The sequence below is a fragment of the Synechococcus sp. GFB01 genome (assembly GCF_001039265.1).
Lineage (GTDB): Bacteria > Cyanobacteriota > Cyanobacteriia > PCC-6307 > Cyanobiaceae > NIES-981.
The window spans coordinates 1-26767 of record NZ_LFEK01000016.1; the positions used below are offsets into that span (position 1 = coordinate 1).

The 26767-nt window shown below is 70.7% G+C and carries 20 protein-coding genes and 6 pseudogenes; 7 read left to right on the forward strand and 19 right to left on the reverse strand.

From position 1 onward, the window contains the following. Nucleotides 1–2607, reverse strand: a pseudogene (clpB, locus tag SYNGFB01_RS03170) (ATP-dependent chaperone ClpB); the annotation flags it as partial. 123 nt (nucleotides 2608–2730) lie between these two features. Beyond that, entirely contained in the window at nucleotides 2731–3018 is a 288-nt protein-coding gene (locus tag SYNGFB01_RS14795) for a hypothetical protein (RefSeq protein WP_048016903.1), read from the reverse strand. Between the two features lie 61 nt (nucleotides 3019–3079). Here SYNGFB01_RS14795 and SYNGFB01_RS03180 point away from each other — a divergent pair, with 61 nt between their 5' ends. Beyond that, nucleotides 3080–3307, forward strand: coding sequence for a hypothetical protein (locus SYNGFB01_RS03180; protein WP_048016919.1), 228 nt, complete (start codon nucleotides 3080–3082; stop codon nucleotides 3305–3307). A gap of 106 nt (nucleotides 3308–3413) precedes the next feature. Here SYNGFB01_RS03180 and SYNGFB01_RS03185 read toward each other — a convergent pair whose 3' ends face one another. From SYNGFB01_RS03185 to SYNGFB01_RS16170, 11 genes and pseudogenes are all read right to left on the reverse strand, one after another. Next, a complete protein-coding gene (locus SYNGFB01_RS03185) occupies nucleotides 3414–3755 on the reverse strand; it encodes a c-type cytochrome (RefSeq protein ID WP_048016904.1) in 342 nt (113 codons plus the stop codon). 36 nt (nucleotides 3756–3791) lie between these two features. Continuing rightward, nucleotides 3792–4865, reverse strand: a complete 1074-nt coding sequence (locus tag SYNGFB01_RS03190) for an NAD(P)-dependent oxidoreductase (protein ID WP_048016905.1) — start codon at nucleotides 4863–4865, stop codon at nucleotides 3792–3794. Further along, a pseudogene (gene hemE / locus SYNGFB01_RS03195) lies at nucleotides 4862–5921 on the reverse strand (uroporphyrinogen decarboxylase). Before hemE ends, SYNGFB01_RS03190 begins: the two are co-directional and overlap by 4 nt. Before the next feature lie 50 nt (nucleotides 5922–5971). Then, nucleotides 5972–8287: a 1,4-alpha-glucan branching protein GlgB gene (gene glgB / locus SYNGFB01_RS03200; RefSeq protein WP_048016906.1), complete on the reverse strand. Its 2316-nt coding sequence runs from the start codon at nucleotides 8285–8287 to the stop codon at nucleotides 5972–5974. 60 nt (nucleotides 8288–8347) lie between these two features. Beyond that, on the reverse strand, nucleotides 8348–9142 hold the full coding sequence (locus SYNGFB01_RS03205; protein WP_048016907.1) for a hypothetical protein: 795 nt from the start codon (nucleotides 9140–9142) through the stop codon (nucleotides 8348–8350). Next, on the reverse strand, nucleotides 9143–10084 hold the full coding sequence (locus tag SYNGFB01_RS16155) for a CocE/NonD family hydrolase C-terminal non-catalytic domain-containing protein (protein WP_369795473.1): 942 nt from the start codon (nucleotides 10082–10084) through the stop codon (nucleotides 9143–9145). Further along, nucleotides 10009–10895 (reverse strand): annotated as a pseudogene (locus SYNGFB01_RS16160) (CocE/NonD family hydrolase). The gene SYNGFB01_RS16155 and the pseudogene SYNGFB01_RS16160 overlap by 76 nt, the downstream one beginning before the upstream one ends. Continuing rightward, nucleotides 10840–11130, reverse strand: a complete 291-nt coding sequence (locus SYNGFB01_RS03215; RefSeq protein ID WP_048016908.1) for a hypothetical protein — start codon at nucleotides 11128–11130, stop codon at nucleotides 10840–10842. Before SYNGFB01_RS03215 ends, SYNGFB01_RS16160 begins: the two are co-directional and overlap by 56 nt. Nucleotides 11131–11193: 63 nt before the next feature. Further along, complete coding sequence (locus SYNGFB01_RS03220; protein WP_048016909.1) at nucleotides 11194–11595, reverse strand: DUF4332 domain-containing protein; 402 nt, start codon at nucleotides 11593–11595, stop codon at nucleotides 11194–11196. Beyond that, a complete protein-coding gene (locus tag SYNGFB01_RS16165; RefSeq protein WP_369795474.1) occupies nucleotides 11592–11795 on the reverse strand; it encodes a DUF2518 family protein in 204 nt (67 codons plus the stop codon). Before SYNGFB01_RS16165 ends, SYNGFB01_RS03220 begins: the two co-directional genes overlap by 4 nt. A 62-nt stretch (nucleotides 11796–11857) precedes the next feature. Further along, nucleotides 11858–12136: pseudogene (locus tag SYNGFB01_RS16170) on the reverse strand (DUF2518 family protein); the annotation flags it as partial. A 111-nt stretch (nucleotides 12137–12247) separates the two neighbouring features. On the opposite strand from SYNGFB01_RS16170, the gene SYNGFB01_RS15195 reads away from it, so the two are divergent. From SYNGFB01_RS15195 to folB, 6 genes and pseudogenes are all read left to right on the forward strand, one after another. Then, nucleotides 12248–15196 (forward strand): hypothetical protein, encoded by a 2949-nt coding sequence (locus SYNGFB01_RS15195; RefSeq protein ID WP_048016910.1) that lies wholly within the window; start codon nucleotides 12248–12250, stop codon nucleotides 15194–15196. Nucleotides 15197–15198: 2 nt separating this feature from the next. Next, nucleotides 15199–15780 (forward strand): translocation/assembly module TamB domain-containing protein, encoded by a 582-nt coding sequence (locus tag SYNGFB01_RS15835; RefSeq protein ID WP_255347523.1) that lies wholly within the window; start codon nucleotides 15199–15201, stop codon nucleotides 15778–15780. After that, on the forward strand, nucleotides 15681–16421 hold the full coding sequence (locus tag SYNGFB01_RS15840) for a translocation/assembly module TamB domain-containing protein (protein WP_161795834.1): 741 nt from the start codon (nucleotides 15681–15683) through the stop codon (nucleotides 16419–16421). Before SYNGFB01_RS15835 ends, SYNGFB01_RS15840 begins: the two co-directional genes overlap by 100 nt. Nucleotides 16422–16434: 13 nt before the next feature. Beyond that, a pseudogene (locus tag SYNGFB01_RS03245) lies at nucleotides 16435–17333 on the forward strand (ROK family protein). A gap of 34 nt (nucleotides 17334–17367) precedes the next feature. After that, nucleotides 17368–18681, forward strand: coding sequence for a glutamate-5-semialdehyde dehydrogenase (locus SYNGFB01_RS03250; RefSeq protein ID WP_048016913.1), 1314 nt, complete (start codon nucleotides 17368–17370; stop codon nucleotides 18679–18681). After that, nucleotides 18678–19046: a dihydroneopterin aldolase gene (folB, locus tag SYNGFB01_RS03255; RefSeq protein ID WP_048016914.1), complete on the forward strand. Its 369-nt coding sequence runs from the start codon at nucleotides 18678–18680 to the stop codon at nucleotides 19044–19046. Before SYNGFB01_RS03250 ends, folB begins: the two co-directional genes overlap by 4 nt. 7 nt (nucleotides 19047–19053) lie before the next feature. On the opposite strand, the gene SYNGFB01_RS03260 is transcribed toward folB, so the two are convergent. The 6 genes and pseudogenes from SYNGFB01_RS03260 to SYNGFB01_RS03285 form a co-directional block, all read right to left on the reverse strand. Further along, nucleotides 19054–19656 (reverse strand): DOMON-like domain-containing protein, encoded by a 603-nt coding sequence (locus tag SYNGFB01_RS03260; protein ID WP_053068297.1) that lies wholly within the window; start codon nucleotides 19654–19656, stop codon nucleotides 19054–19056. Beyond that, a complete protein-coding gene (locus SYNGFB01_RS03265; RefSeq protein WP_048016915.1) occupies nucleotides 19656–20792 on the reverse strand; it encodes a phosphotransferase enzyme family protein in 1137 nt (378 codons plus the stop codon). The genes SYNGFB01_RS03260 and SYNGFB01_RS03265 overlap by 1 nt, the downstream gene beginning before the upstream one ends. 7 nt (nucleotides 20793–20799) lie before the next feature. Beyond that, nucleotides 20800–22935: a M3 family metallopeptidase gene (locus SYNGFB01_RS03270; protein ID WP_048016916.1), complete on the reverse strand. Its 2136-nt coding sequence runs from the start codon at nucleotides 22933–22935 to the stop codon at nucleotides 20800–20802. 55 nt (nucleotides 22936–22990) lie between these two features. Continuing rightward, on the reverse strand, nucleotides 22991–24577 hold the full coding sequence (locus SYNGFB01_RS03275; RefSeq protein ID WP_048016917.1) for an NAD(P)H-quinone oxidoreductase subunit 4: 1587 nt from the start codon (nucleotides 24575–24577) through the stop codon (nucleotides 22991–22993). A gap of 55 nt (nucleotides 24578–24632) precedes the next feature. Further along, nucleotides 24633–25600 (reverse strand): annotated as a pseudogene (thrB, locus tag SYNGFB01_RS03280) (homoserine kinase). A gap of 32 nt (nucleotides 25601–25632) precedes the next feature. After that, complete coding sequence (locus tag SYNGFB01_RS03285) at nucleotides 25633–26643, reverse strand: glucokinase (RefSeq protein ID WP_048016918.1); 1011 nt, start codon at nucleotides 26641–26643, stop codon at nucleotides 25633–25635. Nucleotides 26644–26767: the final 124 nt, after the last annotated feature.

Below are 26767 nucleotides of genomic sequence, written 5' to 3' on the forward strand. Positions count from 1 at the left end.
GCTGGCCTGGAGCGCAGCCGGCGCACCTCGCCCTCGGCCTCCACATCCACCGCGACGGTGGAGCCGGCCGGGAAGCTGCCGGCCAGGATGCCCTTGGCGATCGGTGTCTCCAGCTCCCGCTGATGGCGCGCTTCAGCGGCCGGCGCCGTAGACCGGGTCGTAGCCTACCCCGGCGAGCCAGTCGAGGGCGGACGCATCAAGTTGGAGCGCCAGCTTGCGATCCTCCAGGCGCCTGGCGAGCCGCTGCACCTGCAGCTCCACGATCTGGCGCAACTCCTCCTGCTTGAGGCTGTGGAAGATGATCGTTTCATCCAGCCGGTTGAGGAACTCGGGCCGGAAGTGGGCCCGCAGGGCCTCGTTCACACGCGCCTCCATCTCGCTGTGGCGCGCCGGATCGCCGGCCAGATCGAGGATCGANGCGCTGCCGATGTTGCTGGTGAGGATCAGGATCGTGTTCTTGAAGTCCACCGTGCGCCCCTGGCCGTCGGTGACGCGGCCGTCATCGAGGATCTGCAGCATCACGTTGAACACATCGGGGTGGGCCTTCTCCACCTCGTCGAACAGGATCACGGCATAGGGCCGGCGCCGCACCGCCTCGGTGAGCTGGCCGCCCTCCTCGTAGCCCACGTAGCCCGGAGGGGCGCCGATCAGGCGGCTCACGGCGTGCTTCTCCATGTATTCGCTCATGTCGATGCGCACCATCGCCTCGTCGCTGTCGAACAGCTGACTGGCCAGCGCCTTGCAGAGCTCGGTCTTGCCCACGCCGGTGGGCCCCAGGAAGAGGAAGCTGGCGATCGGCCGGTTGGGATCGCTGAGGCCGGCGCGGGAGCGCTGGATCGCATCGGCCACCGCCGTGACGGCCTGCTCCTGGCCGATCACGCGGGTGTGCAGCTCATCCTCGAGATGGAGCAGTTTGTCCATCTCGCTCTGCACCAGCTTGCTCACCGGGATGCCGGTCCACTTGGCGATCACCTCGGCGATGTCGTCTTCGGTGACCTCCTCGCGCAGCAGGCTCTTCTCGCCGCCCGTCTCATCGGCGCTGGAGAGCTCCGCTTCCTTGGCGGCCAGTTTCTTGTGCAGCTCCGCCAGGGTGCCGTATTCGAGCTCGGCGGCCTTGTTGAGGTCATAGCTGCGCTTGGCCTGCTCCACCTGCAGCTGCACCTGCTCGATCTCCTCCTTCAGGGCGCTGAGTTCATCGATCGAGCCCTTCTCCTTCTGCCACTGGGCATTGAGGGCGCTCTGCTGCTCGCGCAGCTCGGCCAGCTCCTTCTCGAGACGCTCCAGTCGGTCCTTGCTGGCCGGATCCGACTCCCGCCCGAGCGAGAGCTTCTCCATCTCCAGCTGCAGGATGCGGCGATCGAGCTCGTCGATCTCCTCGGGCTTGGAGGTGATCTCCATCTTCAGCCGCGCCGCCGACTCATCCACCAGATCGATCGCCTTGTCGGGCAGAAAGCGGTCGGCGATGTAGCGGCTGCTCAGCACCGCCGCCGCCACCAGGGCGTTGTCGGCGATGCGCACGCCGTGGTGCACCTCGTAGCGCTCCTTGAGACCGCGCAGGATCGAGATCGTGTCCTCCACCGTGGGCTGATCCACGAACACCTGCTGGAAGCGGCGCTCCAGGGCCGGATCCTTCTCGATGTGCTGACGGTGCTCGTCGAGGGTGGTGGCGCCGATGCAGCGCAGTTCGCCGCGGGCCAGCATCGGCTTGAGCAGGTTGCTGGCATCCATGGCGCCGCCGGTGGCGCCGGCGCCCACCACGGTGTGGATCTCATCGATGAACAGCACGATCTGGCCCTCCGAGGCGGTGACCTCCTTGAGCACGGCCTTGAGCCGCTCCTCAAACTCACCGCGGTACTTGGCCCCGGCGATCAGGGCGCCCATGTCGAGCGCGATCAGCTGCCGGTTCTGCAGCGCCTCCGGCACGTCGCCGTTCACGATGCGCTGGGCCAGCCCCTCCACGATCGCGGTCTTGCCCACGCCGGGCTCGCCGATCAGCACCGGGTTGTTCTTGGTGCGGCGGCTGAGGATCTGGATCGTGCGGCGGATTTCCTCGTCGCGGCCGATCACCGGATCGAGCTTGCCGTTGCGGGCCTCCTTGGTGAGATCGCGGCCGTACTTCTCGAGCGATTCGTAGGTGCCCTCAGGGTTCTGATCGGTCACGCTCTGGGAGCCGCGGATCCCCTTCACAGCCTCCCGGAGCTTGTCGGCGCTGGCCCCGGCCTGGGAGATCAGCTGCTTGCCGCAGCGGTCGTCGATCGCCAGGGCCAGCAGCAGGTGCTCGATGGCGATGTAGCTGTCGCCGAAGGAGCTCTTCAACTCGTTGGCCTGATCCAGCACGGCATTGAGGCCCTTGCCGAGATACACGTTGTCGGGCGGGGCGCTCAGCGAGGGCTGGCCGCCGATGAAGGCATCCACCCGCTGGCTGAGGGTGCCCACATCCACGCCGGCCTTCTCAAGGATGCGGCTCGCCAGANCCTGCTGGGCCAGCAGGGCGGCGAAGAGATGCTCGCTCTCCATCTGCTGCTGGCGGCGTAGCTGGGCCAGCTGCTGGGCGGCCACCACGGCGGCCCAGGCCTTTTCGGTGAACAGCTCGGCGGTGGGATGCATGGAGACCCTCCCCGTGAATGCAGTGCTGTGTTCAACCTATGGACTCCGGGCGAGGTTGGAACCCCTGCAGGCCGAACCGGATGGGGTGGTGAACCGTCCTTGCCGCCGCGGTGGCAGGCCGGCCTACGGTGCCGGCAGTTCGATCACCCCCGAACCCCTGCCGCAGAGACGCACCGGGCAGCCGTCCGGGCCGTAGATCGCATCCGCCTCCGAGAGACAGCCCCGCGCGTTCTTCGCCGCCACCTGGGAGGGGTCGATCCGCAGCGGCTGGCTGTCCGCCTGGCCGGGGGGCACCAGCAGCGGGCAGCTGCCGGCCAGCCGCTGCTGCCCCCAGGCCGCCGGCACGCCTCCCGCAACAGGCCAGTTCGCAAGAACAGCCGTGCCCAGCAGCACGGTGATGGAGCCGCCCATGGCCCCACAAGGCTCAGCCGGGAGGCGATCATGCGCCGGAGTGCTCGATCCTCTCCCCATGATGCCCGCTGATCCGTTGCCTGCCTCCCCGCTGCCCGACCCTCACCTGGTGGGGCGATTGGCTGAGGCGGCCCGGGAGTTCGATGCCACCGCCAGCGATCCGGAGCGCAACTGCTGGATGGCGGTTCACCGGCATGTGCATGGCGTGCTGCCCTCGGAATATGACATCCGCGAGGTGCCCGAGGAGCTTTATCTGGCCGTGCTGGCCCGGCGGCGTGAGCTGGGTTGAGCGGATGGCGGTCTGGTTCGTGGCCGCCGCTGGCGCCCCGTCACATCAAAAAGCCCCGGCCGTGGCCGGGGCTCCGGGTTGGCGCTTCGATCGCGCCGGGGGCTGATCAGGCCCAGCCCTTGTCGGCCATCTCGATCACGTAGGAGGCCACATCCGCGATGTCGCCCTCGCTCAGCTTGCCGCCGAAAGCCGGCATGGCGTTCTTGCCGTTGGTCACCTGATAGGCCACGGCGGCTTCAGGGCCGCTGCTGTAGTTGGCGAGGTAGGCCTCGAGGGCATCCTTCTTGAGGGTGCGCTCGGCGTTCACCACATTGCCGCCGCCCATGTGGCATGCGGCGCAGTTGGCGGAGAAGATCTGACCGCCGTGGGCGGCGTCGGCGGCGAAGCTCGGAGCGGCACCCAGCACCAGGGCGAGGCAGAGAGCGATCAGAGAGAAGAGACGGCGCATGGAAGGGCGCTTCAGAGCACGTGCAACGGGCCAAAGTTAGGCCGAGCGGGGTCCCCCTGTGCCGCCCGATGCCCAGCTTCGAAACATTTGCCACACAGAGCGGCGGCGCGGCAGCCCCGCATCGGCCAGCACGGCCTCCAGTGTGGGGGCGTGGCTCACCAGGCCGAAGCGCTCCGGCGGGCTGATCGGTTCATGCACGAAGTGGCGCAGGCGGATCGAGAAGCGGTCCCAGCGGGTCACCTCCAGCCGCAGCAGGCGGATCAGCGCCTCCACCAGCAAGGGCCGGATCTCCAGGCCGAAGGGTGGATAGCCCAGCCCGCGCCAGCGGCACAAGCGCCGCACGGTGTCGTTCACGGTGATCGCCGGCTGTCCCAGCACCAGGCGGCGCAGCGGACCCTGGTCCGGCTCGGGATTGGCCCGGTGGGGGTCGGTGGCCAGATGGGCGCAGACCCGGGCGATGTCGGCGGCGTGAATGAAATGGAAGGAGGCGTCGACCCGCAGCCAGCGGGCCAGCCACAGCCAGGGGCAGGCCTGCTGCAGGCCCGCCGTGAGGTAGCTGGTGGGGAAGGGGCCGTTGCCGTCGACCCGCCCGCCGAACACCAGCGTGGGGAAGACCGCCACGATCCGCTCGGCCAGGGGATTGGCCTCGAGCTGCTGCAGGCAGAGCGCCTTGGTCTGGATGTACTCGGTGCCCTCGCTGAGGGCCTCCGGTAGCAGCTGCAGCCGCCGATCCAGCACCGAGGCCGTGGAGAAGTAGATCACCTGCTCCAGCCGCTGCGGATCGAGCAGCTCCAGCAGCCGCTTCACCGCCACCACGTTCACCGCCATCGCCCGCTCGGGATCACCCCAGGCCGTGGCGGTGTGGATCACCCGGGTGGCGCCGGCGATCGCCGCGGCATGGGGCTCGAGCTCGCGCAGGTCGCCCACCAGCAGAGTGATGCGCGCATCGCCGGCAGGCACGGCTTTGAGCCTGGCCGGGTCCCGCAGCAGCAGCAGCAGCTCGGCGTCGGTCTCGCGATACAGCAGGTCGGCGATGTGCTGACCCACGCAGCCGGATGCCCCGGTGATCAGGATCCGCTGGGGCTGCCGCTCGCCCGGGCCAGGGCTCAAACGGCGGCTCCCAGCAGCTCGTGCACCGCCTTGCCGGTCTCGAAGAACACGCGGGCGTTCTCCTCCGGCGTACCAGGCAGGATGCCGTGGCCGAGATTGAGAATGTGGCGGCGGCCGCGGGCCTTGCGCACCGTGTCGAGGATGCGGTCACGGATGGCGGCAGGGGTGCCGAACAGCAGGCCGGGATCCACGTTGCCCTGCACGCCCACGTGCTCAGGCAGGCGGGCGATGCCGTCGGCCATGTCCACGGTCCAGTCGAGCGACACGATGTCGATCCCGGTGCGGCCCATCCGCTCCAGCACGCCGGCGCTGCCGGAGATGTAGAGGATCAGGGGGGTGTCCGGGTGGGTGGCCTTCACCTGGTCGATCACCCGCTTCTGATAGGGCGCGGCGAACACGTCGTAGTCGATCGGGGAGAGCTGGCCGGCCCAGGAGTCGAACAGCTGCACCACCTGGGCGCCGCTGTCGATCTGGTAGCGCACGTAGGTGGCGATCGAATCGGCCAGATGGGCCAGCAGCTGGTGCAGCAGCGCCGGCTCCCGGAAGGCCATCGCCTTGATCACCGAGTAGGTCTTGGAGCTTTTGCCCTCCACCGCGTAGGCGGCCAGGGTCCAGGGGGCGCCCACGAAGCCGAGCACGGCGGCCTGGTTGCCCACGGCCTCGCGCAGCCGGCCCAGCACCTCGCCCACGAACGGCAGCGCCTCGGCCGGATCGAGCGGCCGCAGGGCGTCGACCTGGGCCTGGGAGCGGATGGCGGGCTCGATGATCGGTCCCTTGCTCTCGATGATGTCGAAGTCGATCCCCATGCCCGGCAGCGGCGTGAGGATGTCGGAGAACNAGGATCACGCCGTCGGGCTGGAAGGCGTGGAACGGCTGCATCGAGATCTCGTAGGAGAGATCGGGGTTCTCGGAGCGCTCCCGGAAGCCTGGGTGGCGGTCGCGCAGGTCGCGGTAGACCTTCATGTAGCGCCCGGCCTGGCGCATCATCCACACCGGTGGCCGCTCCACCTGCTCACCTCGGGCGGCGCGCAGCAGCAGGGGGGCTGTGGTGGACATCTGGGGACTGAACCGGGCCAGCCGCGAACCTACCCGACCAGCCCTCGCGATCAGGCCGTGGCTTCGCCCGCCCCGGCCGCTTCGTCACAGAGCAGGGCCTGGCTGCGTTTCTCGTCGCGGCGGAAGATCACCACGCTGAGGGGCGGCAGGCAGAGGTCGAGGGAGTGCTCATAGCCGTGGATCGCCCACGCGTCGGTGAACTTGCCGCCCAGATTGCCGAGATTGCTGCCGCCGTAGCGCTCTGCATCGGTGTTGAAGGCCTCCTCGTAGAACCCGTCCAGGGGCACGCCCACGCGGTAGTGGGAATGGCTCTGGGGGGTGAAGTTGGCCACCACCACCAGCCAGCGCCCGGTGGCGCTCTCGCGCCGCATGAAGCTGATCACGGAGTGGCGGTTGTCGTTGCAGTCGATCCACTGGAATCCGTAGTCGCTGAAGTCGTCGCCCCAGAGCGCCCGCTCGGATCGGTAGAAGGCGTTGAGGTCGTCAACGAGGCGCTGCAGGCCCCTGTNGGGCTCGTAGTCCAGCAGCTCCCACTGCAGATCGCCCCACACGTTCCACTCGGCCCGCTGGCCGAACTCCATCCCCATGAAGATCGTCTTCTTGCCGGGGTGGGTCCACATGTAGGCCAGCAGGGCCCGCACGTTGGCGAATTTCTGCCAGTCGTCGCCCGGCATCTTGTGGAGCAGGTTGCTCTTGCCGTGCACCACCTCATCGTGGCTGAGGGCGAGCATGAAGTTCTCGGTGAAGGCGTACCAGATCGAGAACGTCACGTTGTTCTGATGGAACTGGCGGAACCAGGGATCGAGCTCGAAGTAATCGAGCATGTCGTGCATCCAGCCCATGTTCCACTTGAGGTTGAAGCCGAGGNCGCCGATGTTGGTGGGCTGGGTCACCATCGGCCAGGTGGTGGATTCCTCCGCGATCGACAGGGCACCGGGGAAGTGCTGGAAGAGCACGTGGTTGGCCTGCTGCAGGAAGCGCACGGCCTCGGTGTTCTCGCGGCCGCCGTGCTCGTTGGGAATCCACTCGCCGTCCGGGCGGAGGTAATCGCGGTAGAGCATCGAGGCCACGGCGTCCACGCGGATGCCGTCGATGTGGAACTCCTCGAACCAGAACACCAGGTTCGCCACCAGGAAGTTGCGGACCTCGTTGCGGCTGTAGTTGAAGATCAGAGTGCCCCATTCCTTGTGCTCGCCGATGCGCGGATCGGCGTGCTCGTAGAGATGGGCGCCATCGAAGAAGGCCAGACCGTGCGCATCCTTGGGGAAGTGGCCCGGCACCCAGTCGAGGATCACGCCGATGCCTTCGGCATGGCAGCGGTCCACGAAGGCGCGGAATTCATCGGGGCTGCCATAGCGGCTGGTGGGGGCGTACCAGCCCGTCACCTGATAGCCCCAGGAGCCGTCGAAGGGATGCTCCGAGATCGGCATCAGTTCGATGTGGGTGAAGCCGCGGGCCTTCACGTAGGGGATCACGCGGTCGGCCAGCTCGGGGTAGGTGAGCAGGCGGGCGCCGGGCTTCAGGTCGGCCGCCGGCACAGGCGGGCGGGCGGTGCCATCGGGTTCGATGTAGGGCTGATCCGCGGCGGCGTGCATCCAGCTGCCGAGATGCATCTCGTACACCGCCACCGGCTGGTCGAGCGGATTGCGGCTGTCTCGCTCCGCCATCCAGCTGCTGTCGCTCCAGCTGAAGTCGCCCAGCGACTCCACGATCGAGCCGTTGGCCGGGCGCACCTCATGGCGGAAGCCGTAGGGATCGGCTTTCTGGTAGCAGTGCCCCGCCTGGGTGCGGATCTCGTATTTGTAGATCTCGCCGCAGGCCAGGCCGGGCACGAACAGCTCCCAGCAGCCACCCATCCGGCTCTGCATCGGATGGTGGCGGCCATCCCAGCCGTTGAACTGGCCCAGCACCGCCACGCTGCGCGCATTCGGCGCCCACAGGCAGAACATCACGCCGCTGACGCCGTCGCGCTCGGTGAGGTGGGCACCCATGCGACGCCAGATGTGGTGGTGGTTGCCCTCGGCGAACAGCAGCCGATCCAGCTCCCCCATCCACTCCTCGCGGAAGGCCCAGGGATCGTGGGCCTCGTGGCTGATGCCGCCGCGCAGCACCCGCACCCGGTAGCCACTGCCGGGGTTGTGATCGAGGTCGGTCTCGAACACCCAGGGATGGTTCGGCGTCTCCATCGCCAGGCTGCGGTCGCCCAGCAGCAGCTCCACCCGCTCCGCATCCGGCATCCACACCCGCACCACCCAGCCGCCGGAGGCCAGCGGATGGGGGCCGAGCACGGCGAAGGGATGGTCGTGGCGGCACTCCGCCAGACGCCGGCCGTCCTCCACCATCCAATCCAGGCTGAGAACGGGCATCGGCCAGCAGCAAGCGCGCCGCGAGCTTAGGAGCCCCGGAGCGCCCGGGTCCCGTCGGGGTCAGCGGGCAATCCGGGCGTCCTGAGGGAAATCCACGCCGGTGATCTCGTTGTTGCCGTTGAGGATCACGAAGAGATTATCGGTGAGCCGGTTGAACTGGGTGTTCACCAGCACCAGCTGCCCCTCGCCCGACTTCTCCGCCTCCACCACCCGCACCACTCGCACGAAACTGCCGGTGAGGCGCTGCAGCCCGAGCCACTTGGTCTGCAGGCTGGAGGGGCTCAGCTCCGCCTGCAGCGGCAGGGTGAGAAAGCTGCGGGCGGTGACGTACTGACCCTTGCTCAGGGCCTCCACGAAGTTGCGGGCCACGATCGACGACTTCTCGTCGGTGAGGTCGAGGTGATAGCCGGCCAGCTGACCCCGCTCATTGAGCACGAGGAACAGATCGCGCGGCCCATCGGTGGTGCGCAGGCTTGCCTCCACGGTGGTGCTGCTGAGGNCGCCGCGCACGCTCAGCAGGGTCCAGCTCAGGATGCGGGGGTGGCGTTGCATGGTGGCTTGCACCCGCTCCGGGCTGCTCACCGCCTTGAGTTCATCGGAGAGCTGGCTGTAGCGCAGCTGGGCGTCGCCGCTCTGCACCGCCTTCAGGATCCGATTGGCCGCTTCCCGGGCGTCCGCCACGCTCAGGCCGCCACCCCTGGCGGCCGCCGTGGATCCAGCCGCGGCGCCCGAACCGCCGCTCGGGCCGGTCTGGGCCAGGGACTCCGCCGGGGCCAGCCCCAGCAGGAGGAGCGATGCCGAGAGGGGCAGGGCGGCCAGCCTCACCAGGGGGTCGAGGCGCAGGGGACGCGGCATCTAAGCGGGTGCGGCGAGCTCGCCCCAGTCTGCCCGAGCTGCGGCGGTGGAGAGGGGCAGCAGGCGGAGCCGCGCATCGGCGAGCCGGATGCTCAGGGTGATCACCCGGTGGCCTGCGCTGGGGCCGCCCCAGGCGGGTTCACCGCTGCCGGGATTCACAGCGATCTGAGGCCAGGCGGCGGCGGCGATCGACAGCCGCAGCCGCTCGCCCGGCCAGAGCCGCGTCCAGAGCGGCTGCAGCGACACCTGACGCCGTCGGGGCTCGAGGCAGTCGCCGCCGAGCTGGCGTGCCACGCCGGTGCAGAGCTGCTGCACCCGCCGGCCGCAGGGGCTCACCGCCGAGAGCGCCAGGCAGAGATCGAAGCCCGGCTGGTCGGCCATCACCACCAGCTCCACCAGAGGCTGACCCTCCAGGGGCAGCGGTCTCTCCAGAGCCGGGCTGGTGAAGCCGATCACGTCGTTGCGGGCGTCGAGATCACCCCGCTCGCAGGGGCCGGCATCGAGGCCGAGGTGGCCGCCCCGCCCTGGCACCGGCCGCCAGGGATCGTGCACCAGATCGATCCAGTCCGGCTCGGCGCTAGTGATACCGCCGTCGATGCCGCTGGGCTGGGTGGTTGCCGTCGCATCCGCGCTGCTGCAGGGCAGCAGCCGCTCCGGCGCCGCCAGGCGCCAGCAGCTCGCCTCGCAGGCCGGCGGGGCAGCTGATCCCGGTGCGGCGCGGCGCAGCTGCGGATCGAGCTCCAGCCACACGCCGCTGCGGCTGTCCTGCACCGCTACGCGACAGCGCAACTGGAGATCGGCCGGCAGCGGCTGCAGGTGATGGCGGAAGAAGGCGGCCTGCAGCTCATCCAGCTGCCGCCCCCAGCTCAGATGGCTCCAGGCGCCGATCCGCAGCCAGGGATCGCCGCCGCCGGCGCGGCAGCGGTGCCAGAGCGCCAGCACCCCGCCAGGTGGGGATCGTGCCAGCCGCCGATCAGCAGCATCGGTCGCCGCCAGAGCGCCTCCTGCGGCGCATGGCAGGGCCAACCCGCGGCGCTGGCCGGATCCCGCCGCAGCCAGCCCAGCGCCATCCCCGCCGGGTCGTGGCGCTCCAGCAGCCGTGGGCCCTCGCTCAGCCATCCGCCGGAGTCGAGGCTGCGGCGGATCTCCTGCCATCCCTCGGCGTCGCCGGCACGACGGCAGCGCTCCGCCGCCAGCTGCAGCCCCCAGCCCACACCCAGGGCCCACCAGTGGGCACCGCCGCTGCTGGCCCAGTGCAGCCGTTCATCCGGGCCGGCCATCGCCGGGGCGAGGCAGTCGGGCAGCTGGTCGGGGTCGTCGCTGAGGAGCTGGGTCAGTCCCTGGTAGGAAAACCCGTAGCAGCCCACCCGGCCGTCGCACTCCGGCAGCCCGCGCAGCCAGCGCAGACAGTCAGCCCCGTCGCGGCCTCCTGGGCGAAACCGCCGAAGTCACCGCCGGAATCCCCTCGCCCGCGTACGTCCTGCACCACCACCAGGAAGCCCTGGGCGGCGTACCAGCGCGGGTGCGCGTAGGTCACGGTGGAGGCGATCGCCCGGCCGTAGGGCTGCCGCATCAGCAGGGCCGGCCAGGGGCCACGGCCTGGTGGCTCCCAGAGCCGGCTGATCAGGCGGGTGCCGTCGCGGCACTCCATCCAGGCGTCGCGCCACTGAAGCGGGGCGCCACTTTGATCCAAGCGCTCAGCGAACGTCGGGACAGTGCAGGCCCACCACGTAGGTGGTGAGCACCTCGGCATCCATCATGCTGAGGTTCTGCTGCTGGGCCACCATCCGCACGGCCTCCGGGGAGGTGGAGGAGATTCCCTGAGTGTTGAGCTGGCGCAGCTGCTGGCAGAGGGCCTTGGCCTGCTCCGGATTCTGCCGCACGGATTCGAGGATCGCCGACTGGGCCAGGGCGAGAGGAGCCTGAGCCAGCAGGGCCAGCAGGGAGGCCACGATCGGCAGGGTGCGGGGCAGGGGCGGGCAGGTCATGCGCAGACCTGGTGAGCTGCTTTCATTTCAGGGCTGCAGGTGTGCTCCGGCAGGCCGGTTGGGTCAGTTTGTGGCCCGGCGGGCCTGATTGATCCAGCCCTGCACGGTTCCGAGCGAGGGGCCGGGTGCCGCCGCGCCGAGCAGGTTGCGCCGCAGCCGGCCCACCTGCCGCTGCAGCCATTGGGGGTCGGAGCCGGCCAGCCCCACCGGCGTGGCGATGCCGGCGTGCAGCAGCAGGGCCGCCACCTGCGGCTCCAGACCCACCTGCTCCACCAGCAGGGCCTGGCCGCGGAGTCGCCGCAGCCGCTGCTCGCTGGCGCCATCGGCCGCCAGAAGCCTCAGGGATGCATCATCGAGCTCGGCGAGCGCCTGCCAGCCCCGGATGCCGGCCGCTTCCAGCCGGCGCTGCTCCCGCGCGAAGTGGGGCGGCAGCTGCCAGCTCCCGTGGCGGCGCTGGCGGCTCAGGAGACCGACCGGAACCGGGGCGTCGTGAGTGTCACCTCACCGCTGCGCAGATCACGCTGCACTTCGGCCAGCACCACCGGTTCGCTGAGGCCGGGCTGCTTCGCTTCCACCCGCCGCAGCCGCACCGTGACGCGGCCGTCGTCGCTGCTGCGGCCGCTGCCGCGCAGGTTGCGGGCCACCTGCTCGAGGCTGGGCACCACGCGTCGGCCGGCAGGTCGGCAGGGGCGGCTGCGATCACCAGGTCACTGCCGTTGTCGAACACCACCGGCACGCTGACGGCCCCCTCCACCGCCACCCGGGGGGTGTAGCTCACCGCGAAGGCCAGGCAGGAGAGGGAGAGCAGCGCCGTGAAGCTGGTGATGCCCACCAGGCGGAAGCGGATTCCCCAGCGCTGCAGGTAGCCCGCCGTGGTGAGCAGGGCCAGCACGCCGCTGGCGGCGCCGAGCCAGGCACCGGCCAGCAGCAGGATCGGATCGGCGGCCATCGAGAGGGTCGGGACGGGCTTGGCACCGTCCTTATAGTTCGGCGCAGGCAGCGGCATCCGGCAGCGACCCGGCGTCAACACGTGATGGCGGTCTTGCCGCAGCCAGGACCGCACCGGACCCCACCCGGTCGGCCGAAGGGTCGCGGCCCGCTTCGACGCTCGGGATGGTTGCTGATCGGCGCCGCCGGGGTGGGGCTGATCGCTTTCGGCACCGACGGTCTGCTGCGCCACATCTATGGCCGTCTGCGCCCGCGCCTGGAAGCGGATCTGGGCTTCATCCTCGGCCGCCCCCTGGAGCTCGGGCCCTACCGGGGGGTCGACCTGAGCGGGGTTCAGATCGGGCCCAGCCGGCTGCGGCCCGGGGTCAGGGATCAGTCCAGCCTCACGCTGCGCGGCCTCAGCGTGGGCCTCGATCCGCTCGCCAGCCTGCGCCTCGGCCTGCCCGTGCTGCATGTGGGACTGCGGGGGGTGGAGGCCGATCTGCGCCGCAACGCTCAGGGCGAGTACTGGGTGCTGGGTGACACCGATCCGGCCGCACCGCTGCCCCGGCTCGACCTGCGCCTGCGTCTGGTCGACCCGGCGCGGCTTCGCCTGCATCCCGCCGGGGGTGGCTGGCGTCTGTCGGGCGGGATGGAGCTTCAGCCGCACCGTCGCAGCCTTGCCGTGGCGGTTGGTCTGCGTCCCCTGGGCTCCCGCGATGGTGCCGCCGGCCTGCTGCAGGGGCGGCTCGAGGGCCGCTGGGACCAGGACCGCTGGACGGTGGATCTGGCTGCCCGCCGTCTGCCCCTGGAGCCCCTGGCCCGGCTGGTTGACCTGCCCGGTGAGGTGCGCGGCCGCACCGATGGCCGCGTGCGTCTGGCCTTCGTGAGGAGCAAGCCCCAGTGCCATGGAGCCCTGCGCACCAGCGACCTGGGCTGGAGTCCGGCCGGCCGGCCGGACTCCGGCAAGCCGCTGCTGCAGCTGCCCGGACTGCGGCTGGAGTGCGAGGCGGATCGCCTCCTGCTCCCCTCCACCCCCTGGCGCTGGGACCGGCAGGCCGGCAGCGTGGCCGTGCGCTCCCGCTTCGGCCCAGCGGGCCTGCGGCTCGATCCGATCGAGATTCGCCAGGGCGGATCCTGGATGCGTCTGGCCGGCGGCATGCAGCCGGCCCCCAGCCTGGCGGGGCGCTGGCAGGTCGATCCCACCACCCTGCGCCGGCTGGTGGCCGTTCCGGCCGATCTGGTGGGCCCTCGGCTCAGCGGCGATCTGAAGCTGGCCGGCTCCTGGAGCCGCCCGCGCCTGGAGCTCACGGCCGCCCAGGCGATCAACCCGCTGCTGGGTCCCTGGAGCGCCGCCCTGGCCTGGGCGGAGCAGCGGCTCCGGCTGGAGCGCTTCAGCGCCCCGCATCTGCGTGCCCAGGGCAGTCTGCCGCTCCGGTTCAGCTCCGGCAGCGGGCTCAGCGCGGGCGACCTCGATCTGGAGGTGAGTCTGCAGCGCTTCCCCCTGCAGCGGCTCGATCCGGTGCTGGGCACCCAGCTGCGGGGCTGGCTTGATGCCGACGGCACGGTCCGCGGTCCGCTGAGCGCGCTGACGCCCGAGTTCCGCCTCACGGTCGATCAGCCCTCGGCGGGCCCGATCGGTCTCTCGGAGCGCTGGCAGGGCAACTGGTTCGGTGCCGGCGAGGGCGGTGGTCGGCTGGTGATGGAGGCTCTGGCGCCGGCCCCGGTTGGGGTGCTGCAGATGCAGCTCGACCGTCGCTGGGTGCCGGTGGCGGCCCGTCTCGAGCGCGCCGGTGGCCAGCTCAGCCTCAGCGGCACGCCGCGGCTCTATCGCTGGCAGGCCGAAGGCCTTCCCCTCGATGGCCTGCAGCTGGCGCTGGGCCCCGAGGGGCGCCGCCAGCCCGTGCAGGGACGGTTGAGCGGCGCTGGCAGCCTGGGGCTGCAACCCCTGGCCTTCCAGGGCAGGGCCGAGCTGGACCGCCCCATCGCCCTGGGCGTGTGGGGCCGGCGGGCCCGCTTCGAGGGGCGTTATGCCGACCGCCGCTACCAGCTCACGGGAGTGCTGGAGCCGATGGGCCAGGGCGAGCTGGAGCTGGCCTGGAGCGGTCGCTGGCAGGGGCCCTTCCAGGCCAGCATCCAGGCCCGACGTCTGGGGGGAGACGCCCTGCGTCAGCTGGCTCAGGCCTGGCCGCGCTGGCGCGGTGATGAGCCCGCTGCGGAGGGTTCCGCCAGCGATCTCGGCCTCCTCTGGATCAACCGTTTCGGAGCGAGCATCGACGCCCAGCTCCAGGCCCTTGAGGCTGCCCGGCAGCAGCTGGCCTGGGGCAGGGCAGCGCAGCAGCAGCGCCGCACCCCCCTGCAGCGGCTCAGCACCGTCGATGCCCTGATCGACGGGGAGATCAAGGTCTCGGGGCCCCGGCTCAGCCAGGCCCGCCTCGATCTGGATGCCCGGGCCCAGCTCTGGCGACCCGGCACCGACCGCTCCGAGCCCCTCGGCGAGGGGCCGGTGCTGCTGCGCTTCAACGGCCCGCTGCAGGCCGGCAGCGGAACCCTGGAGCTGGATGGGCTCTCCCTGGCGCTGCTCGGTCTGCTCACACCGGTGCCGCAGGAGCTGCGGGGAAGCCTGCATGCCCGCGGCCGCTACCGCCTCCGGCCCGGCGCCGATCCCGTGCTCGACATCGGCCTCGAGCTGGTCGATGGCCAGGTAGCCGGCACCGCCCTCGCTCTGGAGCGGGGTCAGCTGGAGCTTGACGACGGCCGCCTGCGGCTCGACATCGCCCTGCGGGCTGACGGTGCCGCCAGCAGCGTCGATCTGGCTGGGGTGGTGCCGCTCGATCCGGCCGTCGAGGGTGTGGAGCTGCGCCTCTCCAGCCGGGATGACGGGCTGCGCTTCCTGAGCGGTCTGGCCCAGCCGGCCCTGAAGTGGGAGAGGGGCAGCGGCGATCTCCAGCTGCTGGTGCGCGGCAGCCTCGATCGGCCGATCGCCAATGGCTTCCTGCGCTTCCGGGGGGCCGAGCTGGAGTTCATCGGGCAACAGGTGCGGGCCCTCGATGCGATCGTGCTGTTCGACTTCGAGGAACTGCTGCTCCAGGAGCTCACCGCCCGGGTGGGGCAGCGGTCAGCGGTCAGGGCCGGCTGAGGCTGTTCACGCCGCAGCCCGGCGAGGTCGATGGCGACCAGGCCCTGCAGATCCGCCTGGAGGACGTGCCGTTCAACATGCCCCGCATCCGTGCGGTGGCCGATGGTCAGCTGCAGGTGAGGGGCACCATGCTGGCCATGGACATTGGCGGCGACCTCTCCGTCGCCCGCGGCACCATCAATGTGGCGCCGGGCCAGCTGGAAGCCGGTGCCAACGGCCCCAGCGCCGGCAGCGTGCCCCAGCTGATCGAATCGCGCTGGGACTTCGGCCAGCCTCTCGTGCTCGTGGGTCCCGAAGTGGAGAGCGACGCGAGTGGCGCCCTGCGGGCGGCGATCCCCCGCTTCCGAGCGGTGGGCTTCGACAACCTGCGCCTCAGCCTCGGCCCCGATCTGATCGTGGGTGTGCCGAACCTGGCCAGTTTCCGCACCAGTGGTTCCCTGCGGATCAACGGTCGCCTCGACCCCAGCCTGCGGGCCCAGGGGTGGTGCGGCTGCTGCGCGGCCGTCTCAATCTGTTCACCACCACCTTCAGCCTCGACCCCGATGCGCCCAACGTGGCGGTGTTCACCCCCTCGCTGGGCCTGATCCCCTATCTCGACATCGCCCTGCGCACGCGGGTCTCCGACAGCCTCAACGTGGGCAGCGCCCCCCCCGGAAGCGAAAGCCTCTCACTGGCGGCCATCGAGGAGGTGGAGAGCAATTCCCTCAACCAGCTCAACCTGGTGCGGGTGTACCTCAGTGCGAGCGGTCCGGCGGATCGGTTGGCCCAGAACCTCCGTCTGCGCAGCAGTCCACCGCTGCCGGAAGACCGGCTGCTGGCGCTGATCGGCGGCAACTCCCTGCTGGGGCTCCCCGGTGGCGCCGCCGGCACGGCCCTGGCCACGGTGCTGGGTCAGTCGCTCCTTTCGCCGCTGCTCGGCAGCCTGAGCGATGCCTTCGGCGAGCGCCTCACCTTCGCCCTCTATCCTGCCTATGTGAACCAGGAGGTGACCAAGAGTTCCGAGCGACGTTCCGGACGGGTGCCCCCCCAGCTGGTGCTGGGCGCGGAGATCGGCCTGGACGTGAGCGAGCGCTTCAATGCCTCCGTGCTGGCGGCTCCGAACCGCTCGGATGTGCCGCCCCAGCTCAATCTCACCGTGAAGGCCACCGAGGCGCTCAGCGTGCAGGGCTCGATCGACAGCGAGGGGTCCTGGCAGACCCAGCTGCAGCTCTTCTTCCGTTTCTGATGGGCATTGTCTGATGGGGGTTGCGGGCGGCAGGGAGCTGATCGGTGTCGACCTGGGCGGCAGCGCGATCAAGCTGGGCGCTTCTCCGACGACGGCGACCTGCTGGCCGAGGCCGAGGTGCCCACACCCCGGCCGGCCATGCCCGGCGCCGTGACGACGGCGATCGCCGAAGCGATCGACAGCCTCGACCCCGACCGCCGCGCCGATCGGGTGGGGATCGGTCACCCCGGCCCCAGCGACAGGGCCTGTCGCATCGCCCGGATCGCCATCAACCTGCCGGGCTGGCGCGAGGTGCCGCTGGCCGACTGGCTCGAGCCGATGCTCCGGCGCCGCGTCACCTGCGCCAACGATGCCAACTGCGCCGCCATCGGCGAGCTCTGGAAGGGGGCGGCCCGGGGTGCAGGGGATGTGGTGCTGCTCACCCTGGGCACCGGCGTCGGCGGCGCGGTGCTGCTCGGGGGAGAGCTGTTCACGGGGCACCGCGGAGCTGCGGCCGAGCCCGGGCTCATCGGCCTGCAGCCCGATGGTCCCCACTGCAACAGCGGCAACCGCGGTTCCCTGGAGAGCTACTGCAGCATCAACGGGCTGGCCCGGCTCAGCCCGCTGCCGCCGCGGGAGCTGGCGCGCCGGGCCGATCAGGGCGACAGCACGGCCCTGGCGGTGTGGGCCGAGTACGGCCGCCTGCTGGGGGTGGGAATCAGTTCGCTGCTCTATCTCTTCACCCCGGAACTGGTGCTGCTCGGCGGCGGGCTCAGCGCCGCCAGCGCCCACTTCCTGCCGGCGGTGTGGCAGGAGGTGGAGCAACGGGTGCTCGCCGTGAGCCGCGAGGGCCTGCGGATCGAGCGCTGCGCCCTCGGCAACGGCGCCGGCCGCCTCGGCGCCGCCCGGCTGGCCCTGGAGCGCCTGTCCTGATACGGGCGGAACGGCGGCTTGGGATGATGCCCCGATGAACCCTGCCACCGTTCCCGACCCCAGCCCTGAGCTGCTGCAGCGTGCGGCGGCCGTGCGCCGCAGCGCCATGGCCCTCGCCCAGCGCAGCGATGGCGAGCGCCAGGCGGCGCTGCAGGCCATGGCCGACGGCCTCGAGGCCTGCCGCGAGGCCATCCTGGCTGCCAACCGCGCCGATCTGGAGGCTGCCGCCGCCGATGGGCTGGCGCCGGCCCTGGTGGCGCGCCTGAAGCTGGACGGAACCAAGCTCGATGGTGCCATCGAAGGGGTGCGCCAGGTGGCCGCCCTGGACGATCCGGTGGGCCGTCGTCAGCTCCACACCGAGCTTGACCAGGGCCTCGAGCTGGAGCGCATCAGCGTGCCGCTCGGGGTGGTGGGGGTGATCTTCGAGGCGCGCCCCGATGCGGTGATGCAGATCGCGGCCCTGGCGATCCGCTCCGGCAACGGCGCCATCCTCAAGGGCGGCCGCGAAGCCAGCCGCAGTTGCGCCGCGATCATCGAGGCCCTGCGGGCGGGCCTGGCCGGCTCGGCCGTGGCGCCTTCGGCCCTGGAGCTGCTGACCAGCCGCGAGGAGAGCCTGGCCCTGCTGAAGCTCGACGGGCTGGTGGATCTGATCATCCCGCGCGGCTCCAATGCGCTGGTGCGCTTCATCCAGGACAACACCCGCATCCCCGTGCTGGGCCACGCCGACGGCATCTGCCACCTCTACGTCGACGCCGCCGCCGACTGTGATCAGGCCCTGCGGGTGGCGCTCGATGCCAAGACCCAGTACCCGGCGGCCTGCAATGCGATCGAAACCCTGCTGGTGCATGAGGGTGTTGCGCCGCTGTTCCTGCCCCGGGCAGTGCAGGCCTTCGCCGCCGCCGCCGTGGAGCTGCGCGGCGATGCGGCGGCGATGGCGCTGGGGGTGAGCCATGCCGCCAGCGAGGACGACTGGCGTACCGAATACTCCGACCTGATCCTGGCGGTGCGCGTGGTGCCCAGCCTGGACGCGGCGCTCGAGCACATCGCCACCTACGGCTCGCGCCACACCGACGCGATCTGCACCACCGATGCCGAGGCCGCCGAGCGCTTCCTGGCGGCCGTCGACAGCGCCGGGGTCTACGTCAACTGCTCCACCCGCTTCGCCGACGGCTTCCGCTACGGCTTCGGCGCCGAGGTGGGCATCTCCACCCAGACCCTGCCCCCCCGCGGGCCGGTGGGGCTGGAGGGCCTGGTGACCTATCGCTACCACCTGCGCGGCGAGGGGCACATCGCCGCCGACTACGCCAGCGGCCGGCGCCGCTTCAGCCATCGCAGCCTGCCCCTGTGAACGGCGATCGGATCGTGGTGCGGGGGCTGCGGCTCTGGGCCCACGTGGGGGTGCTGGAGCAGGAGCGGCAGCGGGGCCAGTGGTTCGAGCTCGACCTGGAGCTGGCGGTGGACCTTGCCCTGGCCGGCGCCAGCGACCGCCTGGACGACACGCTCGACTACAGCCGTCTGATCGGAGCCCTGCAGCAGCAGGCGCGCTGCATCCGCTGCCAGACCCTGGAGCACTACAGCAGCTGCATGCTGGATCGGGTCGAGCAGCTGTTCGGATCGGTGCCGGTGCATCTCGAGCTGCGCAAGTGCAACGCCCCCGTGCCGGGTTTCGCCGGCCTGGTGGCAGTGCGGCGGAGTCGTCACTGGGGCTTCTGAGGGCGGTTCAGCAGCGCAGCAGCCAACCGCGGCGGTCGTGGAAATCGGCGTCCGGCCCGGGATGGTGCAGGGCCCAGTAGCTGAGGCCCCCATCCTCAGCTTCGATCACGGCCGTCACGCCCACCTGCAGCGCTCCGGCCGCGGCCAGCTCGCGGGGCAGGGGGCAGGTCAGCCGCAGGGTCAGCCCCAGGCCAGCCGCGCCGCTGCGGGTCACCGTGAACGGCAGCTCTGTGAAGCAGGGTTCCACCTCGAGGCCCTGGCGGTAATCGCTGAGCCGGTAGACGTTCCAGTCGCCGCTGGGGGCCAGATTCACCTCCCAGTAGGGCGTCTGACCCACAGCGCCGATGAAGGCCTCCAGACAGGTGTGCTGCCAGAGGCCGTCGCGCCGCCTGGGCCGCTCGCCGGCGGGCGGCAGGCGCACCCCGGCCAGACCGCAGAGCTCGAACTCCAGCTGCAGAAGAGCCGCGGATCCGCCGCTGCGCCGGATGGCCAGCCTCCCCCCGATGGCCAGATCGCCAGGAGCCGGGCCCGGCAGCGCGCCAGCCCCACCCACGAAGGGCACCAGCCTGAAGGGCTGGCAGGCTTCGGGCGCCTCGGGCTGCGGATCCATCAGCTGAGCTCCTCGATCAGGCTGCGGATCGCTCCCTCCTGGGCCTCGATGCTCTCGGTGAGCCGGAACTGCACGAGGGCCCGTTCGAGGTTGTGGCGCCCATGCCGCACCTTGAAGTACACGTTGCCGGCCAGGTGATCGGTGAAGAAGCGCAGACCCAGCTCGAAGGGCAGCAGCCGGATGGCGTCGTAGAGGTGCTCCAGGTCGGCGGCACTGAGGCAGGAGCGGGCCTCGGCCAGATAGCCCTCCAGCATGGAGCGGCAGATCGCCAGGTCGAAGCGCACCGCCGCCAGGTCGGTGGTCTCCTCGCCGGCGGGGTTGCAGCCCGAACGCAGGCAGTCGCCGATGTCGTAGTGCAGCAGTCCCGGCTTCACCGTGTCCAGATCCACCAGGGCCACGGCGCAGCCGGTGCTGGAGCAGAGCAGCACGTTGTTGACCTTGGGATCCCCATGGATCGGCCTGAGCCGGAGGCGACCCCGTTCGCGGGCCCTCTCCAGCACGGGCACCAGATCGAGCCGCTCGTCCACGAACAGGCGGCAGTGGTCGCTCTCGGGGCAGCGCGGCACCTGGCTGGAGGCCAGCACCCGCTGGTACTCGGCCAGATAGCGGGGGGTCATATGAAAGCCCTCCAGCGTGTCGGCCAGCCGCTCGGGCGGCAGGTCGTCGATCAGCCGATGGAAGCGACCCAGGGCGCGGCCCACCTCCCGGGCGTGGTCCAGGCTCTGCACCGTGTCATAGCAGCAGGAGTCGGCCACGAAGCTGAGCATGCGCCAGGCCTCGCCCTGATCCTCCAGCCAGCTGGATCCAGCCGGGGCATCGGAGGCATCGTTGGCTGCCCCACCAGGGGAGCTGCAGGGGATCAGCCGGGGCAGCTCCCAGCGCCCGTCGCCGGGGAGTCTGCCCAGCCGGGCCTGGCGGGCGGCGGCATGGGTGCTGAGCACCCCCAGGTTGGCCATCACCAGATCCGGTCGCGGGAACACCTGGGTGTTGATCCTCTGCAGCACCCCCCGCGCCCCGTTGCTGGCGTGCACCAGGTAGGTGTCGTTGATGTTGCCGCTGCCCAGGGGTTCCACGGTCTCGACCGGGGCGCCGAGCGCGAAGCGGCTGGCGATCGCCAGGAGGCGTTGCTGATCCATCCTGCGCTCAGGCCTCGGCCGCCACGAGGCCGGAATGGCGGATCAGGGCCTCGCTGCTGGGTGGACGGCCGCGGAAGGCCTCGAAGATCTCGGCCGGCGACCGACTGCCGCCGAGCGCGAGCACCGTCTCGCGGAAGCGGCGGCCGGTGGCCACCACCTCATCCTCCACGTCGAGCCCCACCTCCTCGAAGGCGCTGAACGCGTCGGCGCTGAGCACCTCCGCCCACTTGTAGGAGTAATAGCCGGCCGAGTAGCCACCCGCGAAGATGTGGCTGAAGGAGCAGAGGAACGCGTCTTCCGCGATCGGCTCCAGCACGGTCGTGGTGCGGGCGATCTCGCGCCGCAGCTGCTCGGGGCTGCGGCCGCAGTCGGGTGTCCAGACGCTGTGCAGGCGCAGGTCGGTGAGGGCGAAGTGCACCTGGCGCAGGGTGGCCGTGCCATTCATGAAGGTGCGCGCCGCCAGCAGCTTGCGGTACTCAGCCTCGGGCAGCGGCTCGCCGGTCTGCCAGTGGCGGGCCATGCCCATCAGGGTGGCGCGGTCGTAGCACCAGTTCTCCATGAACTGACTGGGCAGCTCCACCGCGTCCCACTCCACGTTGTTGATTCCGGCCGCCTGGGGGCGCTCCACGGTGGTGAGCATGTGCTGGAGCCCATGGCCGAACTCATGGAACAGGGTCTCCACCTCCTCGAAGGTCATCAGGCTGGGGGTGTCGCCCACGGGCGGACTCTGGTTGCAGATCAGGTAGGCCACGGGCAGCACCGGTTCGCCGGCGCGGCTCACGCTCCGGCCCAGGCACTCATCCATCCAGGCGCCGCCACGCTTGCTGCCCGGGCGGCTGAAGGGGTCGAGATAGAAGGTCGCCAGGGTCACGCCGCTCGAGCCGTCGAGCACCCTGAAATGCCGCACGTCCGGATGCCAGGTGGGCGCAGCGCCGGGATCGCTGCTCACGATGCGGATGTCGAAGAGGCGCTGGCAGAGACCGAACAGCCCCTGCAGCACCTGCTCCAGCGGGAACCAGGGCCGTAGCGCCTCCGAATCGAGCTCGAAGCTCTCGCGGCGCAGCCGTTCGGCCCAGAAGGCCACATCCCAGGGCTTGAGATCCTCGGCCTCGGCAGCGCCGTGGCGGGCGGCGCATGCGCGCAGCTGCTCCAGCTCGCTTCGGGCGATCGGATAGGCCGCGGCCCGCAGCTCCTCGAGCAGCTGCTCCACCTCGGCCACCGAGCCGGCCATCTTGCTGGCCAGGCTCACCTCGGCCCAGCTGTCATAGCCCAGACGCCTCGCCTGCTCCAGCCGCAGGGTGAGGATCCGCTCGATCAGGGGCCAGTTGTTGAGCTCCCCGCTGGAGGCGCGGGCCACCTGGGCCCGATAGACGGTTTCGCGCAGGTCGCGCCGCTCGCTGTATTTCAGAAAGGGGATCACGCGTGGCATGTCGAGCCCCATCCGCCAGCCCGGCTCGCCGGCATCACGGGCCGCCTGGGCGAGCAGCTGGCGCAGGCTGTCCGGCAGCCCGGCCAGCTCGGCCTCCTCGCTGAGGCAGAGGCTCCAGGTGTTGGTGGCATCGAGCAGGTGATTGCCGAAATCGCTGGCGAGCCTGGCCAGCTCGGCCGTGGTGGCGTTGAAGGNCTCCTGATCGGCTCCCGTGAGGCCCACCCCGCGCAGCTGCATGTCGCGCCGTTCGGCCTGAAGGATGCGCAGCTGGACGGGATCGAGGTGCGCAGCGTCGCCGGTCCGGCTGCTCTGGTGCTGCTCCAGCAGCCGCTCCAGGGCGCGGTAGATCGGGACGCTCTGACCGGCCCGGCTGCCGAAGGCCACCACCGCTCCCTGCTGATTCTGGTGCGCCTGGCGCAGCTCCGGCGAGTTGCACACGCCGTTGAGGTGACTCACCACACCCCAGCTCCAGCGCAGCCGCTCGCCCAGATGGTGCAGGGGATCCATCAGCTCACTCCAGCAGAGCGGGCTGGTCTCGGCGAGGCGTTGCTCGAGCCGTTGCTCGAGGCCGGTGAGTTCATCGTTGAGTTCCTCCAGCAGCCTGGGGATGGCCTGCTCCACCTGTTCCGCCGTGATGGCCGCGAACTCGGGCAGGCCCTCCCCGGCGAGCAGCGGTAGTGGGGTGCTGGATGGGGTCTCGGAGCTGTGGATCACCGGGGCGGCGCGGTTGCTGCTGCCATTTCAGCGGAGCGGCGGGGCCCTCGTCGCCTCAGCCCAGGACGGGGATCCGTCCCAGGGCCACGGCGCCACTCTGGCCGAGCTGGCTGGCTAGGGCGTTGGTGGACGCCTCGTAGAAGTCGATCGCCACCCGTGGCCAGAAGCCGATCACCAGGGTGGGCACCAGCAGGGTGAGCCCGATCAGCAGCTCGCGGGGGCGCATGTCGCCGGTGACGGCGAGGGCCGGGATGCGGGGGCCGAAGAAGACGCGCCGGCAAAGGCTGAGCAGATACACGGGCGTGAGCACGAGGCCGATGGCGGCCAGCACCACGGTGATCACCCGGAAGCTGGTGGTGAAGCCCTCGTTGGCGGTCACGCCCAGAAACACGGTGATCTCGCTCACGAAGCCGCTCATGCCCGGCAGGGCCAGAGAGGCCAGGGAGCTGGCCAGGAAGAAGGCGAAGGTGATCGGCAGGGCCTTGGCCAGGCCGCCCATGTTGGGAATCGAGAGGGTCTCGGTGCGCTCGTAGAACACCCCCGTCACGAAGAACATGGCCGCGGCGATCAGGCCGTGACTGATCATCTGCAGCATCGCGCCGCTCAGCCCCAGCGCGTCGATCGCGCCGATCCCGAGCAGCACGAAGCCCATGTGGCTCACCGAGCTGCAGGCGATGCGCCGCTTCACGTTGTCCTGGGCGAAGGCGTTGAGGGCTCCGTACACGATGTTCACGATGCCCAGCACCACCAGCGCGGGCGCCAGGGTGAGATGCGCCTCAGGCAGCATCTGCACGTTGAAGCGCAGCAGCGCGTAGCCGCCCATCTTCAGCAGCACCCCCGCCAGCAGCATCGACACCGGAGCGTTGGCCTCGCCGTGGGCATCGGGCAGCCAGGTGTGCAGGGGGAACATCGGCAGCTTCACCCCGAAGCCCACCAGGAAGCCGAGGTAGCAGAGCAGGCCGAAACTGCCGCCGGGGCTGCGGGCTGCCAGCTCGCTGAGGTTGAAGGTGACGGGGCCGTGCAGAGCCAGGGCCAGACCGCTCACCAGGATCAGCAGCGAGGCGGTGGCGGTGTAGAGGATGAACTTGGTGGCGGCGTACTGCCGCTGCTTGCCGCCCCAGATGGCGATCAGCAGATACACCGGCACGAGTTCCAGTTCCCAGGCCAGGAAGAACAGCAGGAAGTCCTGGGAGAGAAACACCAGGCCCTGGGCCGAGGCCTGCACCAGCATCAGGGCGAAGTAAAGTCGGCTCTTGCGGTTGATGCTCCAGCTGGCTCCCACCGAGAGCAGCGTGACCAGCCCGGAGAGCACCACCAGGGGAGCCGAGAGGCCATCGGCCGCCAGTGACCACTCCAGCCCGAGGGGGGCGACCCAGCTCACCCGCTCCACCAGCTGGAGCTGGCTGAGGCTCCCGTCGAAGTGCTGGCTGAAGCAGAGCAGCATCAGCACCAGATCGGCCAGCAGGGTCGCCAGCGCGAGGCCGCGGGGCAGACGGGGGTCGGTGCCGTCGCCGGGCAGCAGGGGCATCAGCAGCGCCACCGCGGCCGGCAGCAGCACGATCACGCTGAGCCAGGGGAAGACGGCTGGGATCTCGGTGGCAGGGGATGGGAACGCGGACAGAAACGGCAGGTTCGCGTCCATCCTTCCTGTCCGAGCTCAGGGTGGAATGTAGGGCAGCGGCTGCCCTGGCTGGGTACTAATACTCAGCGCCCTGGCCGGGGGCGTCGGGCAGCGGCTCCCAGCGGCTGCCTTCCTGCTGCAGGCCCAGAACCTCGCCGCGCGACTCCACGCCGGCCCGGTGCCAGGCCTGCACCATTGCCAGCCGCACGGCCGCTGCCGCCTCGGCACTGCACAGGGCCAGCAGGCTCGGACCGGCACCGCTGATCACGCAGCCCCAGGCGCCCGCCTCGATGGCGGCCTGGCGCACCTTCTGGCCGCCGGCGATCAGCCCCCAGCGGTAGGGCTCATGCAGGCGGTCGTGCATGCCGTCGCTGATCAGGTCGCCGCTGCCGGTGCGCAGCCCCTGCAGCAGCAGGGTGAGGGCGCCGAGGTTCATCACCGCGTCGGCCACCGGGATCGCCTTGGGCATGGCCCGTCGGGCCTCGCTGGTGGTGAGTCGGATGGCCGGAATGGCCACCACCGCCACCACCCGTGGCGACCACTCACAGCGCACCACCCGCCAGCGGTGCGAGGCCGCCTTGGCGGTGAGGCAGAGCCCGCCCACCAGGGAAGGCACCACGTTGTCGGGATGCCCCTCGATGTCGATGGCCAGCTCCAGCAGCTTTTCCTTGCTGAGCGGCTCCCCCACCAGGCATTGGCGCCGATCAGGCCGGCCACGATCGCCGTGGCGCTGCTGCCCAGGCCCCGGGCGGGGGGCACCGCCAGGCGCACCCGCGCCTCCAGCCCCACGGGCTGCTCGCCGGCCTCCTTCCACACCCGCTGGGCCGAGCGATAGACGAGGTTGTCGGGACCACCGCGCAGGTGGGAGCCCTCGCTGCCCTCGATGATCAGGTCGAAGCGCTCGCTGCCGCCCTCGATGCAGCGCATCTCGAACACATTGTCGAGCTGCAGAGCCGCTCCGAGGCAGTCGAAGCCAGGCCCCACGTTCGCCGTGGTGGCCGGCACGTGCACCACCACCCCTTGTCCGACCCGGGGGCGCGTCATGGTTATTCCTCTGCTGGCGTCAGTGTCTCAGTTCAGCCATCGGCGGCCAGCAGCATGCGGGCCCGGCAGGCGGCGCTGAACGTGCCGATCTCCGGGTCGGTCACGGCGGTGATCGGGATCGGCTCCAGGGCGGCGCGCAGGCGGCCCTTGGCCAGGAAGGCCATGCTGAACAGTGACCCCTGTAGCTCGCCGAGCAGTTTGCCGGCGGTGCCGCCGGCCAGCCACACCCCTCCGCGGCAGAGACCGGCCAGGGTGAGATCGCCGCACACCCGCCCATAGGCCGTGAGCCAGAGCTCCAGGGCCCGGCGGGCCAGGGGATCGCCGGTGGCCGCGGCCGCCGCCACCGCCGCCGGCAGATCGCTCTGCTCCCGGCAGAGGGGATGATCACCCGCGGGGTGCTCGTTGCGCAGCTGCCAGCGCGCCACATGGCCCAGGCCGGTGCCGCTCACCACTCGCTCGATCGACAAGCGCTCCAGAGCGAGGTCCTCGATCAGCCACTGGCGCAGCTGCCATTCCGCCGCTGTGCAGGCGGCGAACTCGGCGTGGCCCGCTTCACTGGCTACCGCCTGCAGACCCAGGGCGGTGGGAATGCCGTAGGCCACCCCCAGGCCGGTTCCGGCGCCCACCACCAGCCGCGGGGCGCTGGCATCGGGCTGGCCGGCGCGGATCGTGGCCCGCTGATCGGTCCCGAGATGGGGCAGGCCGTAGATCAGCACGGCGAAATCGTTCACCAGTTCCAGGCGTGGGATGCCGCAGGCCGCCGCCAGATGGCCCTCCTCGAGCTGCCAGGGCAGGTTGGTGAGGCGGGCCCGGCCCTGCTGCACCGGCCCTGCCACCGCCAGCGTGGCGGCGGCAGGGCCCTCACCGCCGCTCTCGCTGCGGCTGTCCTCCAGGAAGCGGCTCAGGAGCGGTGCCAGATCCGGCCAGTCGGCAGAGCCGTAGCGGCGGCTGCACAGCAGGCTGAGCTGCCCGGCCGCGTCCAGGCGGTAGAGGCTCAGCAGGGTCTTGGTGCCACCGATGTCGCCGGCCAGCAGCAGGGTCATCGCCTCGCTCCCGATCCGGTTCAGGCGACCGGCGCCGGCAGGCGCAGGCCTGAGGCCCGCTCAGCGTTGGCCCGCTCGGCGGCGTTGATCAGGTCGGCGATCGCCTGGCTGCCCAGGTCGNCGT